The sequence below is a fragment of the Citrobacter sp. Ct235 genome, assembly GCF_030332305.1.
Classification (GTDB): Bacteria; Pseudomonadota; Gammaproteobacteria; order Enterobacterales; family Enterobacteriaceae; genus Citrobacter_A; species Citrobacter_A telavivensis.
This window is the reverse complement of the sequence record NZ_JAOWIC010000047.1, coordinates 184539-198452: the sequence shown is the minus strand read 5'-3', so window position 1 is coordinate 198452 and position 13914 is coordinate 184539. Positions and strand designations below refer to the sequence as shown.

At 55.7% G+C, this 13914-nt stretch carries 12 protein-coding genes; 3 read left to right on the top strand and 9 right to left on the bottom strand.

The features are described 5' to 3' along the window. Positions 1-61: 61 nt before the first annotated feature. The 5 genes from amtB to decR all read right to left on the bottom strand — a co-directional run bounded on the left by amtB (position 62) and on the right by decR (position 5989). A complete protein-coding gene (amtB, locus tag OGY35_RS14005; protein ID WP_286632585.1) occupies positions 62-1348 on the bottom strand; it encodes an ammonium transporter AmtB in 1287 nt (428 codons plus the stop codon). A 31-nt stretch (positions 1349-1379) separates the two neighbouring features. Continuing rightward, a complete protein-coding gene (gene glnK / locus OGY35_RS14000; RefSeq protein ID WP_002891893.1) occupies positions 1380-1718 on the bottom strand; it encodes a P-II family nitrogen regulator in 339 nt (112 codons plus the stop codon). Positions 1719-1941: 223 nt separating this feature from the next. Further along, a complete protein-coding gene (locus OGY35_RS13995) occupies positions 1942-3720 on the bottom strand; it encodes a SmdB family multidrug efflux ABC transporter permease/ATP-binding protein (RefSeq protein ID WP_286632584.1) in 1779 nt (592 codons plus the stop codon). Further along, positions 3713-5485: a SmdA family multidrug ABC transporter permease/ATP-binding protein gene (locus tag OGY35_RS13990; RefSeq protein WP_286632583.1), complete on the bottom strand. Its 1773-nt coding sequence runs from the start codon at positions 5483-5485 to the stop codon at positions 3713-3715. Before OGY35_RS13990 ends, OGY35_RS13995 begins: the two co-directional genes overlap by 8 nt. Before the next feature lie 45 nt (positions 5486-5530). Beyond that, positions 5531-5989 (bottom strand): DNA-binding transcriptional regulator DecR, encoded by a 459-nt coding sequence (decR, locus tag OGY35_RS13985; RefSeq protein WP_046476416.1) that lies wholly within the window; start codon positions 5987-5989, stop codon positions 5531-5533. Positions 5990-6101: 112 nt separating this feature from the next. On the opposite strand from decR, the gene OGY35_RS13980 reads away from it, so the two are divergent. After that, positions 6102-7157 (top strand): PLP-dependent cysteine synthase family protein, encoded by a 1056-nt coding sequence (locus OGY35_RS13980; protein WP_286632582.1) that lies wholly within the window; start codon positions 6102-6104, stop codon positions 7155-7157. 46 nt (positions 7158-7203) lie between these two features. Here the strand turns inward: OGY35_RS13980 and cof are convergent, their stop codons facing one another. Beyond that, positions 7204-8022, bottom strand: a complete 819-nt coding sequence (gene cof / locus OGY35_RS13975) for an HMP-PP phosphatase (RefSeq protein WP_152405640.1) — start codon at positions 8020-8022, stop codon at positions 7204-7206. Positions 8023-8121: 99 nt separating this feature from the next. Here cof and OGY35_RS13970 point away from each other — a divergent pair, with 99 nt between their 5' ends. Together OGY35_RS13970 and queC are read left to right on the top strand one after the other, a co-directional pair. Then, complete coding sequence (locus OGY35_RS13970) at positions 8122-9822, top strand: SgrR family transcriptional regulator (RefSeq protein ID WP_286632581.1); 1701 nt, start codon at positions 8122-8124, stop codon at positions 9820-9822. Between the two features lie 64 nt (positions 9823-9886). Beyond that, entirely contained in the window at positions 9887-10582 is a 696-nt protein-coding gene (queC, locus tag OGY35_RS13965) for a 7-cyano-7-deazaguanine synthase QueC (protein ID WP_286632580.1), read from the top strand. A gap of 105 nt (positions 10583-10687) precedes the next feature. Here the strand turns inward: queC and fadM are convergent, their stop codons facing one another. From fadM to ppiD, 3 genes are all read right to left on the bottom strand, one after another. Next, positions 10688-11086: a long-chain acyl-CoA thioesterase FadM gene (gene fadM, locus OGY35_RS13960; protein WP_043001576.1), complete on the bottom strand. Its 399-nt coding sequence runs from the start codon at positions 11084-11086 to the stop codon at positions 10688-10690. A gap of 213 nt (positions 11087-11299) precedes the next feature. Beyond that, positions 11300-11680 carry a helix-hairpin-helix domain-containing protein gene (locus tag OGY35_RS13955; protein WP_286632579.1) on the bottom strand — a complete coding sequence of 127 codons (381 nt, stop codon included), beginning with the start codon at positions 11678-11680 and terminating at the stop codon, positions 11300-11302. Between the two features lie 150 nt (positions 11681-11830). Continuing rightward, on the bottom strand, positions 11831-13705 hold the full coding sequence (ppiD, locus tag OGY35_RS13950) for a peptidylprolyl isomerase (RefSeq protein ID WP_286632578.1): 1875 nt from the start codon (positions 13703-13705) through the stop codon (positions 11831-11833). Positions 13706-13914: the final 209 nt, after the last annotated feature.

Here is a 13914-nt window from a genome sequence, read left to right as displayed (position 1 = left end):
TGGGCTTCGCATCCGGCGGTATCCGATGGTTGCCCGGTTAACCTCACCGGGCATTTTTCTGTTATGCGTTGTAGGCATTCTCGCCGTGGCTGTTCACATCCAGCCCTTCGCGCTCTTGTTCTTCCGGTACGCGCAGACCTACCGTCAAATCCGCCAGCTTGTAACCGATGAAGGCCACAACACCAGACCAGACGATGGTGATGGCGATGCTCTCAAGCTGCACCAGCAACTGATGTCCCATCGTTACCCCTTCAGCGAAGCCCACGCCGCCCAGCGCGCTTGAGGCAAAGACCCCGGTCAGAATACAGCCGACAATCCCGCAGACGCCGTGGACACCAAACACATCGCACGGGTCATCAACACGCAGCAGACGTTTGAGCATGGTCACGCCCCACAGTCCGGCCACTCCTGCCACCACGCCGATGATTAACGCACCGCCGACGCCAATGTAACCACAGGCAGGCGTGACGCCAACCAGACCAGCAATCGCCCCTGAGCACGCGCCCAGCAAAGACGGTTTACCGCGCAGCGCCCACTCGCCGAAGATCCAGCCGAGAATCGCGGCGGCCGTCGCCACAACGGTGTTCACAAAGGCCAGCGCGGCAATCTCGTTCGCCGTCCCCGCCGAACCGGCATTAAAGCCGAACCAGCCAATATAGAGGATCGCCGTACCGGTAAAGACCATCGGCAGGTTATGCGGTTTGAACGCCTCTTTGCCAAAGCCTACACGTTTGCCAATCAGGTAGGCGCCGACCAGGCCGGCAATCGCGGCGTTGATATGCACCACCGTACCGCCCGCAAAGTCCAGCGCACCGTGCGTTCCCAGCAGGCCGCCGCCCCATACCATATGGGCAATCGGAATGTAGGAAAGCGTCAACCAGACCACCACGAAGATAAGAACCGCGGAGAAACGGATACGTTCAGCCAGCGAACCGACAATCAGGCCGACGGTAATGCAGGCAAACGATCCCTGGAAAGCAACATGAATATACTGGTAAATGCTGCCCATCACGGCGGTCAGCTCAATGTTTTTCAGCATCACCCAGTTGAAGTTACCGAAGAAGCTGTTCCCTTCGCCGAACGCCAGTGAATAGCCGAACACCACCCACATGATGCACACCAGCGCAAAGGTGACGGTAACCTGCGTCAGCATCGACAGGACGTTCTTCCCGCGGATCAAACCGCCGTAGAACAGGGCGATACCCGGTATGGTCATAAACAGCACCAGCGCGGTACAAATCATCATAAAGGCGTTATCGGCTTTATCCGCCACTGCCGGAGCAGCCATCGCGAGACCTGGCAGCAGCGCCAGCGAAGCAAGGCCCGTTTTCATCGTTGCTATCTTCATTTTGTCGTTTCCCGTTACTGTGTGCCAGGCTTTACAGCGCCGCTTCGTCGGCTTCGCCGGTGCGAATACGAATGACGCGTTGCAGCTCCGCGACGAAAATTTTGCCGTCGCCAATTTTTCCGGTATAGGCCGCCTTGCTGATGACATCGATCACTTCATCCAGTTGGTCGTCGGCAATGGCCACATCAATCTTCACTTTAGGCAGGAAGTTGACGCTGTACTCTGCACCCCGATATAACTCGGCATGACCCTTCTGACGTCCGAACCCTTTTACTTCGGTGACGGTCAGCCCTTGAATACCAATAGAAGAGAGCGCTTCGCGAACGTCTTCCAGTTTGAACGGTTTGATTACCACGGTAACCAGCTTCATAGATCCCCTCCAGTCAGAATTCGGCATGTGGTGCGACTACACGACAGAGGTATTGCAAGGGGTATGCCAGAATTGAAAAAGCGGAGTCAGTGTCTGTTCTACAGGCCGTCTGGCGGGCGATTCAGAAAGGGAAATGGAGCGGGAAAAGAAAAACGCACCATGACAGTGCATGATGCGTTACATTTTTGCACCACCGCCGAAGCGGCCCGGCAACGCCGGTGCATCAGGCGGGAAGCGATTCCTCACGCACGCTTGCCGCCAGCTCTTCGCCGGCAAGCTGAAGCTGATACATCTGCCAGTAGCGCCCCTGCGCCGCAAGCAGCTGTTGATGGGTACCGCGTTCTACGGCCTGTCCACGATGAAGCACCAGAATGGTGTCTGCCTCCACAATGGTCGACAGCCGGTGCGCAATCACCACCAGCGTGGTGTGTTCACGCACGGCCGCCAGCGCGTGCTGAATGGCCTGCTCGGTGCCCGAATCGATGCTGGCGGTCGCTTCGTCGAGGATCAGGATCTGCGGCGTTGCCACCAGCACTCGCGCCAGCGCCAGCAGCTGTTTCTGCCCGACAGAGAGATTATTCCCCTGCTCACCAAGTTGCGTATGAATACCTTCACTCATCCCGCGCGCCAGTTCCGCCAGTTGCACCGTCTCCAGTGCCTGCCACACCTGCTCTTCGGAGATATCTCGCCCCAGCGTCACGTTCGCCAGGAAGGAATCCGCCATCACCACCGGATCCTGCTGCACCATTGCTACACTCTGACGCAGTGCGCTGTGGCTCAGCGAACGTAATGGACGCCCATCAAGGCGAATTTCCCCCTGACTCAGCGGGTAATAGCCCATCAACAGGCTGGCGAGAGTACTTTTACCGCTGCCGGTATGCCCCACCAGCGCGACAAAACTGCGGGACGGCACGGAAAGGCCGACATTTTGCAGCACCAGATTATCGTCGCGATAGGCAAACGACACATCCTCGACGTCAATCTGCCCGGACGCCAGCGGACGCGAGTCCTGCCCGTAACGCTGGCGCGGCCCGTCCATCAGTTCAAACACGCGCTCCCCTGCTACCACCGCCTGTTGCAGCATCGACTGTTGAGTGGTCAGTTCGATCAGCGGTTCATTCAGGCGTCCCAGGTAACTGATAAAGGCGTAGAGCACCCCGACTTCAATTGTCCCGGCCGACGTAAAACTGAACAGCATCAACAGGCCACAGAGAATGAGCGCGGAAAACAGGCTCAGCAGAGGCCGCAATAAAAAACCGTCTAAACGCAGCGTCTGCATGCGCGCCAGATAATGTGAGCGGCTGGCTTCTCCCATACGTTCACCAAATCGCGCCTGCTGGCGAAACTGCTGGATCACGCTCATACCGTTGATGACTTCGTTGAAGCCGTCGTTAATATCGGCGAGATAAGCCCGCACGCGGCGGACAATCGGCGTGCTGTAACGCTGATAGATAATCATCACCACCAGCACCGCCGGGAAGATAAGAATTGCCACCAGCGCCATGCGCCAGTCGAGACTGAACATCGCCACCAGCATCGCGCCAATCAGCGCTGCGCTGCGCAGAACCGTCGCCACCACCGTGACATACAAATCGCGGATCACTTCGGTATCGTTCGTCACGCGCGAAATAAGCTGCCCGACGGGCTGAATGTCAAATTCACTCAACGGCTGGCGCAGCGCGGCATCCATCACGTCGGTACGCAATTGCTGCACCACACCGACCGCCGCGCGGTTAAACAGCAGCGACTGAGCATAGTGCAGACTGGCAGCGAGAACCTGCAGCCCAAGATAGGCGGCAATCAGCCCGACCACCATCCCCAGCGGCAGGTTATTTTTTGCCACCATATTGTCGATAAAGTAGCTGATCAGCAGCGGACCGCTGACTTCCGCAGCCGCCGCGACCCACAGCATAATCACCGCAATGCCTAACGGTTTTCGCCACACAGAACCATAGGCCAGCAGGCGTTTGAGGGTCGGCCATAACTGCCCAAAACTACGCATTTGCCGCCTCCTCGTCTTTTTCCGGCACATCATCGAGCGCCGCTTCCAGTTGCTGATAGCGGTACATATCGCGATACCAGCCCGTCTGCTGCACCAGCGCTTCGTGATCGCCGCGCTGAGCGATATGCCCATGCTGCATCACGATAATTTCGCTCGCTTCGGTCAGCGCCGAAAGGCGATGCGCGCTGATGATCACCGTTCGCCCTTCTCCCCACTGGCGCAGATTGTGCAGGATCTGGTGCTCCGTTCGCCCGTCCACCGCCGACAGTGCGTCATCCAGAATCAGGATTTCGGCATTCAACAGCAGCGCCCGCGCAATCGAGATACGCTGTTTCTGACCGCCGGAGAGCATCACGCCGCGCTCGCCAACTTCGGTGTCGTATCCCTGCGGCAGGCGGAGAATATCCTCATGCACGCTGGCTAAGCGCGCCACGTGTTCAATATCCTGCTGCGTGGCGCTGGGGCAGCCCAGCGCAATGTTGTTGGCCACGGTATCCGAAAACAGAAATGGCGTTTGACTGACCACCGCCAGCCGGCTGCGCCAGCTGTCCAGTTGCAGGCGTGACAGGGGGATATCATGAAAGCGGATCTCCCCCTGGGTGATATCGAAATGGCGCTGAATCAATGACAACACGGTACTTTTACCCGCGCCGGTTGGCCCGCAGATACCCAGCATCTGTCCGGCTTCAAGTCGAAAATTGACGTTTTCCAGCGTCGGATGTGTGGTTTGCGGGTAGCTAAACTCACGGATCGCCACCGCCAGTTCCCCCCGCCCTTCCGGCACCGGTTCGCTACCATCGTCCACCACCGGCGCTTCGGCCAGCATCGCGCGAATACGACCGTAAGCCGCACTGCCGCGCTCCACGATGTTAAACATCCACGCCAGCGCCAGCATCGGCCAAATCATCAACCCGAGGTACATCATAAAACTGGTCAACTGTCCCAGCGTCAGCGAACCTTGCACCACCATCCAGCTGCCGCTGCCGATAGCCAGCAGGTTCGCCGTCCCGATGGCGATATAAATCGTCGGATCAAAGCGGGCATCGATGCGCGCCACGCGCATGTTTTTCTTCCCCGTATCTTCCGCGTCAGCGGCAAACAGCGCGGACTGCCGATCCTCCAGACCAAACGCTTTGATCATGCGAATGCTGGTCAGGCTCTCCTGAGTACGATCGTTGAGACTGGAGAATGCCGCCTGCGCTAATCTGAAACGGTCATGCAGACGATCGCCGTAGCGCTTGATCATCAGCGCCATCACCGGCATCGGCAGCAGTGCAAACAGCGTGAGCTGCCAGCTGATCTGCGTGGACATCACGATCAGCACCGCGCAGCCCATCACCAGCGAATCCACCAGCGTTAAAACCCCTTCCCCTGCGGCAAAGACCACGCGGTCGACGTCATTGGTGGCGCGGGCCATTAAATCACCGGTGCGGTGGCGCAGATAAAATTCAGGATGCTGACGACTGAGCTGGCGGTAATAATCTTCGCGCAACTCTACCGCCAGTTGGTAAGAGGCGCCAAACAGCAGCACGCGCCAGACGTAGCGCAGCAGATAGACCACGACGGCAATCAGAGCGATGGTGCCAATCCACATCATTATCTGTTGCGGCGTAAAGTGTTGCGTGGACACGCCATCCACCACAATACCGACGACTTTTGGCGGAATGAGTTGCAGAATAGCGATGATGATAAGCAAGGCAACCGCCCCGAGGTAGCGACGCCACTCCCGGCGAAAATACCAGCTTAATTGAGCAAATAATCGCACGTAATATGTCCTGACCTGATTTTCCGGCAAATCGTGCCGGGAGAATTATTCGATTGGCAGCGCAGTTGTGTATTTAATCTGTTCCATGGCAAAGCTCGATGTGACGTCCGACAGACCGGGAACGCTGTTTACCAGACGTTTGTAGAAGTCGTCATAGCGCTTCATGTCGGCAACCTGAACCCGCATCAGGTAGTCGTACTCCCCAGCCATACGCCAGAAGCCCAGCACCTCAGGCATCTCACTGACCACCGTCACGAAGCGGCAATACCAGTCACTGCTGTGATGCTGGGTTTTGATGAGCACAAAGGCCGTTAACCCCAGGCCCAGTTTCTCCGGGTCCAGCAGCGCGACTTTGCCAACCAGAATGCCATCATCCTCCAGCCGTTTGAGGCGCTTCCAGCAGGGGGTGGTGGTCAGATTAACGGCATCCGCCAGCGCCTGCAAAGAGAGGGTGCAGTCCTGCTGCAACAAGGAGAGCAGCTTACGGTCAATTTTATCTAGCATACCGGCACCTCAGAGAAGAATTTTCTCCTTCTATTCTATTTTAAAGGCTAAATGGCAACAATTTTTTCCGTGCTTTTCGTTACTCTTGGCACAAAATGACAAATGGATATTAATGATGCACAGCACCTGGGTAAAAAATGCCATCAATGAGATTAACGCGGATTATCAGCGCTCGGCTGACACACATCTCATCCGCCTGCCGTTACCCGCATTTCCGGGTATCCAACTCTATCTGAAAGATGAAAGCACCCACCCGACCGGTAGCCTGAAGCACCGGCTGGCGCGTTCGCTGTTCCTCTATGGGCTGTGCAACGGCTGGATTAAAGAAGGCACAACCATTATCGAATCCTCTTCCGGGTCAACGGCCGTGTCCGAAGCCTATTTTGCCCGCCTGCTGGGACTGCCGTTTATTGCCGTCATGCCCGCCTGCACGGCAAAACGGAAAATCGAACAGATTGAATTTTACGGCGGTCGTTGCCATTTCGTGGACAGCGCCTGCGAGATTTATGCCGCCTCAGAACAGCTGGCGCGCGAGTTGAATGGTCATTATATGGATCAGTTCACCTATGCCGAACGCGCCACCGACTGGCGGGGTAATAACAATATCGCCGACAGCATCTTCCGCCAGATGCAGTGCGAGCCGCATCCCGTCCCGAAACACATTGTCATGAGCGCCGGAACCGGCGGGACCTCTGCAACCATTGGTCGCTACATTCGCTGCCAGGGTTACGATACGCAACTGATGGTGGTGGACCCGGAAAACTCGGTTTTCCTGCCTTTCTGGCAGTCGCGTGACGCCACGCTGCGCAGCCCTGTCGGCAGTAAAATTGAGGGGATTGGGCGTCCGCGCGTTGAACCGTCATTCATTGCCGACGTGGTCGATGAGATGCTGCGCGTACCTGATGCCGCCAGCGTGGCGACCGCGCACTGGCTGGAAACGCAACTGGGCCGCAAAGTGGGGGCCTCAACGGGCACCAACATGTGGGGCATGCTGCAACTCGCCGCCCGTATGCGTGAAGCCGGGCAAACCGGTTCGCTGGTGACGCTGCTGTGCGACAGCGGCGAGCGCTATCTGGACACCTACTACCATGCCGAATGGGTGAGCGCCCATATTGGCGATCTCACGGCGTGGAAAGCGGAGCTGGCCCGGTTGCTGAATGTGAATTAAATCAAATAAAAAAAACCGGGCATACGCCCGGTGCTGGTAGGGTCTCTCATTCGGGGGAATAAGGTAGATTTGGATAGTCCAGCCAATGTGTCAAAAAGTGTGATACCGCCTGATTGCGACAATGACCAATCACCGGTAAATGAGGAAGTTCAGCAATAAGTTGCGGCATGGCATTGCCCATGATCAGGCCACGGCCGACGCTACCGAGCATTTCGCGATCGTTCATGGCGTCGCCAAACGCCATACATTCGGCCAGCGACAGGCCCAGATGTCCGCTCAGTACCTCCAGCGCAGAACCTTTGTTACAGCCTACCGGCAGCACTTCCAGGCAATCGACCGCCGAGAAGCAAAGATGGGCTCGCGCGCCTAATACCTCTTCAAGCTGAATTTTCAACCGCGTCAGATCGTCGTGATCGCCACAGAAGCAGACTTTGGTCACCCGATCAGCCGGGATGCGCGCGACATCCACGATCTGATAGCGAAATCCGCTGTAAACGTGAGCATGTAGCATCTCGGGGATCTCTTGCCCGGTAAACCAGCCATTATCGTTAAAGACATGCATGCTCGCCCGCGTGTCCCAGCGCTGATGCAAGACTATCTCCGCAACCGCTGGATCCAGATCCTGACGATGCAGTACCTCGCCTTCCAGCGAGTGGATGCGCGTCCCGTTACCGGTAATCAGAAAAGCATCGAGTGAAAAGGTGCCGAGAATATGGCGCATTTCCAACACATGACGCCCGGTGGCAAACGTCAGGGTAATATCGCGTTCGCGTAAACGCGCCAGAGTCGAAAGCGTTTCATCACCCAAAAGGTGATTCGGCATCAGCAGGGTGCCATCCATATCAAATGCAGCCAGGCGTGCCATCTCTTTCTCCACTCTGTGACGGATTAACTTGTGATTGAGTATCACCTGATATATACGGAAGTAATAGTGAATAGATAAAAGGAATTGTTCCGGGTTTATATGCGACTTCTCAATCGGCTTAATCAATACCAGCGACTCTGGCAGCCGTCTAACGGCGAACCGCAGAACGTGACCGTCGGAGAACTGGCTGAACGTTGCTTCTGTAGTGAGCGGCACGTCCGCACGTTGTTACGCCAGGCGCAGGAGTCTGGCTGGCTGATCTGGGAAGCGCAGTCCGGACGCGGAAAGCGCGGACAGTTGCGATTTCTGGTGACCCCGGAATCGTTGCGCACCGCGATGATGGAACAGGCGCTGGAAAAGGGCCAACAGCTTAGCGTACTGGAACTGGCGCAACTGGCGCCCGGTGAACTGCGGGCGATGCTGCAGCCCTTTATGGGCGGTCAATGGCAAAACGATACGCCAACGCTGCGTATTCCCTATTACCGCCAGCTTGATCCGCTACATCCCGGTTTTCTTCCCGGGCGTGCCGAGCAGCATCTGGCGGGACAGATTTTCTCCGGTCTGACGCGCTTTGACAGCCAGACGCAGCTTCCCTGCGGGGATTTAGCCCACCACTGGGACATCTCCGCCGACGGCTTGCGCTGGGACTTCTATATTCGCTCGACGCTGTTCTGGCACAATGGCGACGCGGTAGAGACCGCACAATTGCATCAGCGGCTGCTGATGTTGCGCGAACTCCCGGCGTTGAACCGGCTGTTTATCAGCGTAAAGCATATTGATGTGACGCATCCTCAGTGTCTGACGTTTATCCTGCACCGCCCGGATTTCTGGCTGGCTCATCGGCTGGCAAGCTACGGCAGCCTGCTGGCGCATCCAGAGCACCCCATCATTGGAACAGGTCCTTTTCGTCTGACGCTATTCACGCCTGAGCTGGTACGTCTGGAAAGCCACGACCATTACCATCTCGCACATCCGTTGTTGAAAGCCATTGAGTACTGGATAACCCCCCAGCTTTTTGCGCAGGATCTGGGTACCAGCTGTCGCCATCCGGTGCAGATAACCATTGGCAAACCCGAAGAGCTCGCGACGGTAAGCCCGGTGAGCACCGGCATCAGCCTCGGTTTTTGCTATCTCACGCTGAAAAAGAGCCCTCGTCTGACGCCACTACAGGCTCGTCGGCTGGTAAGCCTCATCCATCGTTCTTCGCTGCTGCAAACGCTGGATGTGAGGGAAAACCTGATTACGCCCTGTAATGAACTGTTGCCTGGTTGGGCAATCCCGCAGTGGGAGGGGCTGGAAGAGGTTGAACTGCCGAAAAAAATGACGCTGGTTTATCACCTGCCGGTGGAACTGCATACCATGGCAGAACGTCTGCGCCATACGCTGGCAACCCTCGGTTGCGAACTGACGCTGGTTTTTCATAACGCGAAAACCTGGGATGGCTGCCAACAGCTTGCCGAAGCGGATCTGATGATGGGAGACCGACTGATTGGCGAAGCGCCCGAATATACTCTCGAACAGTGGTTGCGTTGCGATTCGCTCTGGCCGCACGTGCTTGATGCACCGACGTTCTCCCATCTTCAGGCCACGCTGGATGCGTTGCAAAACAGACCAGAAGAGGAACATCGTTTTGCCGCACTACAACAAGTTTTCGCCAGCCTGATGAATGACGCCACGCTGACGCCGCTGTTTAACTATCACTATCGCATCAGCGCGCCGCCGGGCGTGAACGGAGTGCGCCTGAACCCGCGCGGCTGGTTTGAGTTCACTGAAGCCTGGCTGCCGCCACCGGCATCGTGAAGAAGCTGGTCGAGGCGCAACTCTGGCGCTACCATAACGTTTTTGTGAATGATCAGGACAAACCATGAAACGTGCCGTCGTAGTATTCAGTGGAGGCCAGGACTCCACCACCTGTCTGGTGCAGGCGCTGCATCAGTATGATGAAGTGCATTGCGTGACCTTTGATTATGGTCAACGCCATCGCGCAGAGATTGATGTTGCACGTGATCTGGCTCTGAACCTGGGCGCGCGCGCGCACAAAGTACTGGATGTGACGCTGCTGAGTGAACTGGCCGTCAGCAGTCTGACCCGTGACAACATCCCGGTTCCGGATTACGAACCGGATGCCGATGGGATCCCTAACACCTTTGTCCCTGGACGCAATATTCTGTTTCTGACTCTGGCGGCGATTTATGCTTATCAGGTGAAAGCGGAAGCGGTGATTACCGGCGTCTGCGAGACCGACTTTTCTGGTTACCCTGACTGCCGTAATGATTTTGTCGAAGCGCTGAATCATGCGATCAAACTGGGGATGGCGAAGGATATCCGCTTTGAAACGCCGCTGATGTGGCTTGATAAAGCTGAAACCTGGGCGCTGGCAGACTATTGGGGCAAGCTGGATCTGGTGCGTGAACAAACGCTGACCTGCTACAACGGCATTAAGGGTGACGGTTGCGGCCACTGTGCGGCCTGTAATCTGCGCGCAAATGGCCTGAATCATTATCTGGCGGATAAACCGGCCGTGATGGCCGCAATGAAGCAAAAAACCGGGCTGAAGTAGGTGTGGGTTTCGCCGGATGGCGGTGCTGGCACCTTAGCCGGCCTACTCGCAACACGCGATGAACATGTCGGCCTGATAAGCGCAGTGCCATCAGGCAATAAGACGTTACTTCACCATCTGTTCCAGTTTTTCGCGTAACTCCCCTTCCAGCGGCAGCGCTTTTTGCGATTTCAGATCGATACAGACGAACGTAATGAGCGCATCGGCCACCACCTGCCCTTCAGGCTCCAGCGTAATCACCTGACTCAAAATACCGCTTTTCCCGTTTAGCTGTTGTACCTGACTGGTAACGGTCAGCAGGTCACTCAGCACCGCCGGGCGACGATAGTTGATATTTATATTGACCACCACGAAGGCGATATTATGGGCAGTCATCCATTGAAAGCTATCGCTGCTCTCCAGGCCATCCCAGCGCGCTTCCTCCAGGAACTCAAGGTAGCGGGCATTATTCACGTGCTGATAGACATCAAGATGATAACCACGAACTTTAATCTGTGTTTGCATAGCGCAGAAACCTTACGTTTTTTATAAGAATGTACTCTATGGATTTCCAGTTGCAGAAAGGCGGCAAGTCAGTGAGTCCCGATGAGCTTACTAAAGTAAGTGACTCGCGAACGAACGTAGCCAACGCATCTGCAGCTTGAAAGACATGAGTAGAGAGGCCATAACTGGTATGACCTCTCTTATCCTGGCAAATTTTTGCCACTGCGCAAGTTATTAAAGTGTTAAAATTGACAGATTACGTTCTACCAGCGAATTTCCCATTCCCGGCACCTGCTTGAGATCCTCCACCGTTTTAAACGGGCCGTATTCCTCACGGTAGCTGACTATCGCCTGCGCTTTCTTCAGACCAACGCCATTCATCGCCTGTGCCAGCTCCTCTGCCGACGCGGTATTAATACTAACCCTGGTGCCCTCCTCGGCGCCGGCTTTCGCCGGAACAGCGGCTTTGTTTTGCCCTGCGGCCGGTGCTTGCGCGTTAGTCTCCACCACCGTGCTTTTCGCAGCCGCTGTCGATGTCGCCGCCAGCGCGCTTTGCGTCATACCCGCGCAGGCAAATGAAAGAGTGATAAGCAACGCTTTGATTCCATGTTTCATACTGTTTTCTCCTTGTTTGTTAACAGTGGAATCACGATAGCGAGGCGAAACCCAACGAACAAATGGCAAATTTCAGAAATGGAAAAGGCCGCGAAAGCGGCCTTCAGGAGTTGCAACGGTTGTGCAATGATTTGCGAGAAGCCTCGACGATTACGGCTGCTGATCCATTGCATCGCCGATTTTAATTTTCGCCGCTTTGCGCAGGTTACTCATCAGCGCTTCAAAGACAATCTGCGCATTGTTCTGGGTGATCCCCTGAACCATCGCTTTCTTCTGCTCTTCCGGCATCGACCCCGCTTTCACGTCGTCCAGCGCCAACAGAACCACATTGCCCTGCATATCGTTGGCAACGCCATAACTCGGCTTGTCCTTCGCCGGCAGGCTCAGACCAAACGCCGCCTGGCTAACCGGATCCTGACCCGTACGACTCAGCGTTTTAGACTCGCCAAAGCTCAGACCTGCGGCTTTCATTGCTTCAGCGCCTTTACCGGCCTTCAGCTCAACCAACAGTTTTTCCGCATCCAGTTTAGCCTGCTGCTCTGCTTTGTTGTGCTTAACCAGCGCCGTAACCTGATCTTTCACTTCAGACAGCGGCTTCACGGCTTCTGCCTTGTGCTCACTGATACGCAGGACAAACGCGCGGTCACCATCCACGGTGATGATATCGGAGTTTCTGCCCGGCGCGCCGTTTTCCCCCAACAGAGCACCATCAAAAATGGCGTCAGATACCGGTTTGAAATTCAGCTCTTCCGGCAGGTTGTCGTGGCTGAACCAGCCAGTTTGTACCGCTTTCGCACCAGCCGCCTGTTCGGCACCGGCCAGAGATTCCGTGTCATTGTTCGCCGCGTCGCTCACTTTCTGCTGTAAGGCAAAGTAAGCATCCAGCGCTTTTTCCTGTTTCACTTTCGCGGCGATATCATCGCGAACGTCGTTCAGCGGCTTCACAATTGCCGGCTGAATGTCGTCCAGACGTACGACCAGGAAGCCAACAGAGGATTTAATGACGCCAGAAAGCTGACCTTTCTCTTTCAGTCCAGCATTTTTCAGTTCATCCGGGGTGGTGGCTTCTTCCAGCCAGCCCATATCGCCGCCGTTGCGGGCAGAGATGATATCGGCAGATTTTTCTTTCGCCAGAGCAGCAAAGTCACCACCTTTGTTCAGCGCGTCCAGCACCGCTTTCGCTTCATCTTCCGTTTTGGTCTGGATGATGCTGTAACGGTTACGCTGCGCCTGCGTGAACTGATCCTGGTGCTGATCGTAATAAGACTGAATATCTTCATCACTCACCGGCTTTTGCATCGACGCCGCATCCAGCTTGATGTAGCTGACGCGGAACTGTTCCGGGGTCATGAAGCTATTTTTGTTCTGCTCATAATAGCTGGCCACTTCCTGGTCCGTCACCGACTGCTTTGCAGCAAGCGCGTTAACGTCAATCGTGGCTTCACGGACGATACGCTGCTGAGAGACCAGCGCCGCCAGTTCATCGGTCTCGCCTTTGAGCATGAAATCAGTGCCTGCGACGCCGCTGATGAGTTGCTGAGTGGTCAGTTGATTACGTAGCGCCTGCGCGTACTGGTCAGCGGTCATCCCCATCTGATTCACAATCGCGTTGTAGCGGTTGTTATCAAACTTGCCGTCCACCTGGAATGCCGGCGTGGAGAAAATGGCCTGTTTCACCTGTTCGTCGCTGATACTCAGTTTGAGTTCGCGGGCATACTGGTCAAGCAGCGCTTCATCAATCAAACGATTGAGCGTCTGCTGGCGCAGCGTTTTCATGTAACCTTCGTTCGCCGCGAGCTCAGAATACTGATCGCCCAACTGCTGCTGCATGCGATTACGTTCGCTGTTGAACGCATTCTCAAACTGCCCACGGCTGATTTCCTGGTCATTCACTTTAGCGGCGTAGTTGTTGCCTCCGCCAATCAGGTAACCACTCACGCCGGTCAGAATGAACGACACGATAATGATTCCGAAAATAATCTTGAGCACGAGACTGTTTGCAGCCGTGCGTAAGCTGTCCATCATGGTGTAACCACACTCCGCTGTAGGTGACTATACACTGCATCATTCAGGCTGCTTCGTCATGAACTGGCCCGATGCAACGTGAATATCTTTGTGTATATACGCATTACGCAGCATAGCGTTTCCTGAACACTGCGCATAAAGGTCTATTGTGACAAGAAACGGGGGCAATTGTCAGCCCACAACGTGTATAAAATCGCTGCAAAAATAAA

What these genes read in the sequence shown, in the direction of transcription:
- amtB (WP_286632585.1), bottom strand. Translation starts at nt 1,348, where the DNA reads ATGAAGATAGCAACGATGAAAACGGGCCTTGCTTCGCTGGCGCTGCTG.
- glnK (WP_002891893.1), bottom strand. Translation starts at nt 1,718, where the DNA reads ATGAAGCTGGTTACCGTGGTAATCAAACCGTTCAAACTGGAAGACGTT.
- OGY35_RS13995 (WP_286632584.1), bottom strand. Translation starts at nt 3,720, where the DNA reads ATGCGTAGTTTTGGGCAGTTATGGCCGACCCTCAAACGCCTGCTGGCC.
- decR (WP_046476416.1), bottom strand. Translation starts at nt 5,989, where the DNA reads ATGCTAGATAAAATTGACCGTAAGCTGCTCTCCTTGTTGCAGCAGGAC.
- OGY35_RS13980 (WP_286632582.1), top strand. Translation starts at nt 6,102, where the DNA reads ATGATGCACAGCACCTGGGTAAAAAATGCCATCAATGAGATTAACGCG.
- cof (WP_152405640.1), bottom strand. Translation starts at nt 8,022, where the DNA reads ATGGCACGCCTGGCTGCATTTGATATGGATGGCACCCTGCTGATGCCG.
- OGY35_RS13970 (WP_286632581.1), top strand. Translation starts at nt 8,122, where the DNA reads ATGCGACTTCTCAATCGGCTTAATCAATACCAGCGACTCTGGCAGCCG.
- queC (WP_286632580.1), top strand. Translation starts at nt 9,887, where the DNA reads ATGAAACGTGCCGTCGTAGTATTCAGTGGAGGCCAGGACTCCACCACC.
- fadM (WP_043001576.1), bottom strand. Translation starts at nt 11,086, where the DNA reads ATGCAAACACAGATTAAAGTTCGTGGTTATCATCTTGATGTCTATCAG.
- OGY35_RS13955 (WP_286632579.1), bottom strand. Translation starts at nt 11,680, where the DNA reads ATGAAACATGGAATCAAAGCGTTGCTTATCACTCTTTCATTTGCCTGC.
- ppiD (WP_286632578.1), bottom strand. Translation starts at nt 13,705, where the DNA reads ATGATGGACAGCTTACGCACGGCTGCAAACAGTCTCGTGCTCAAGATT.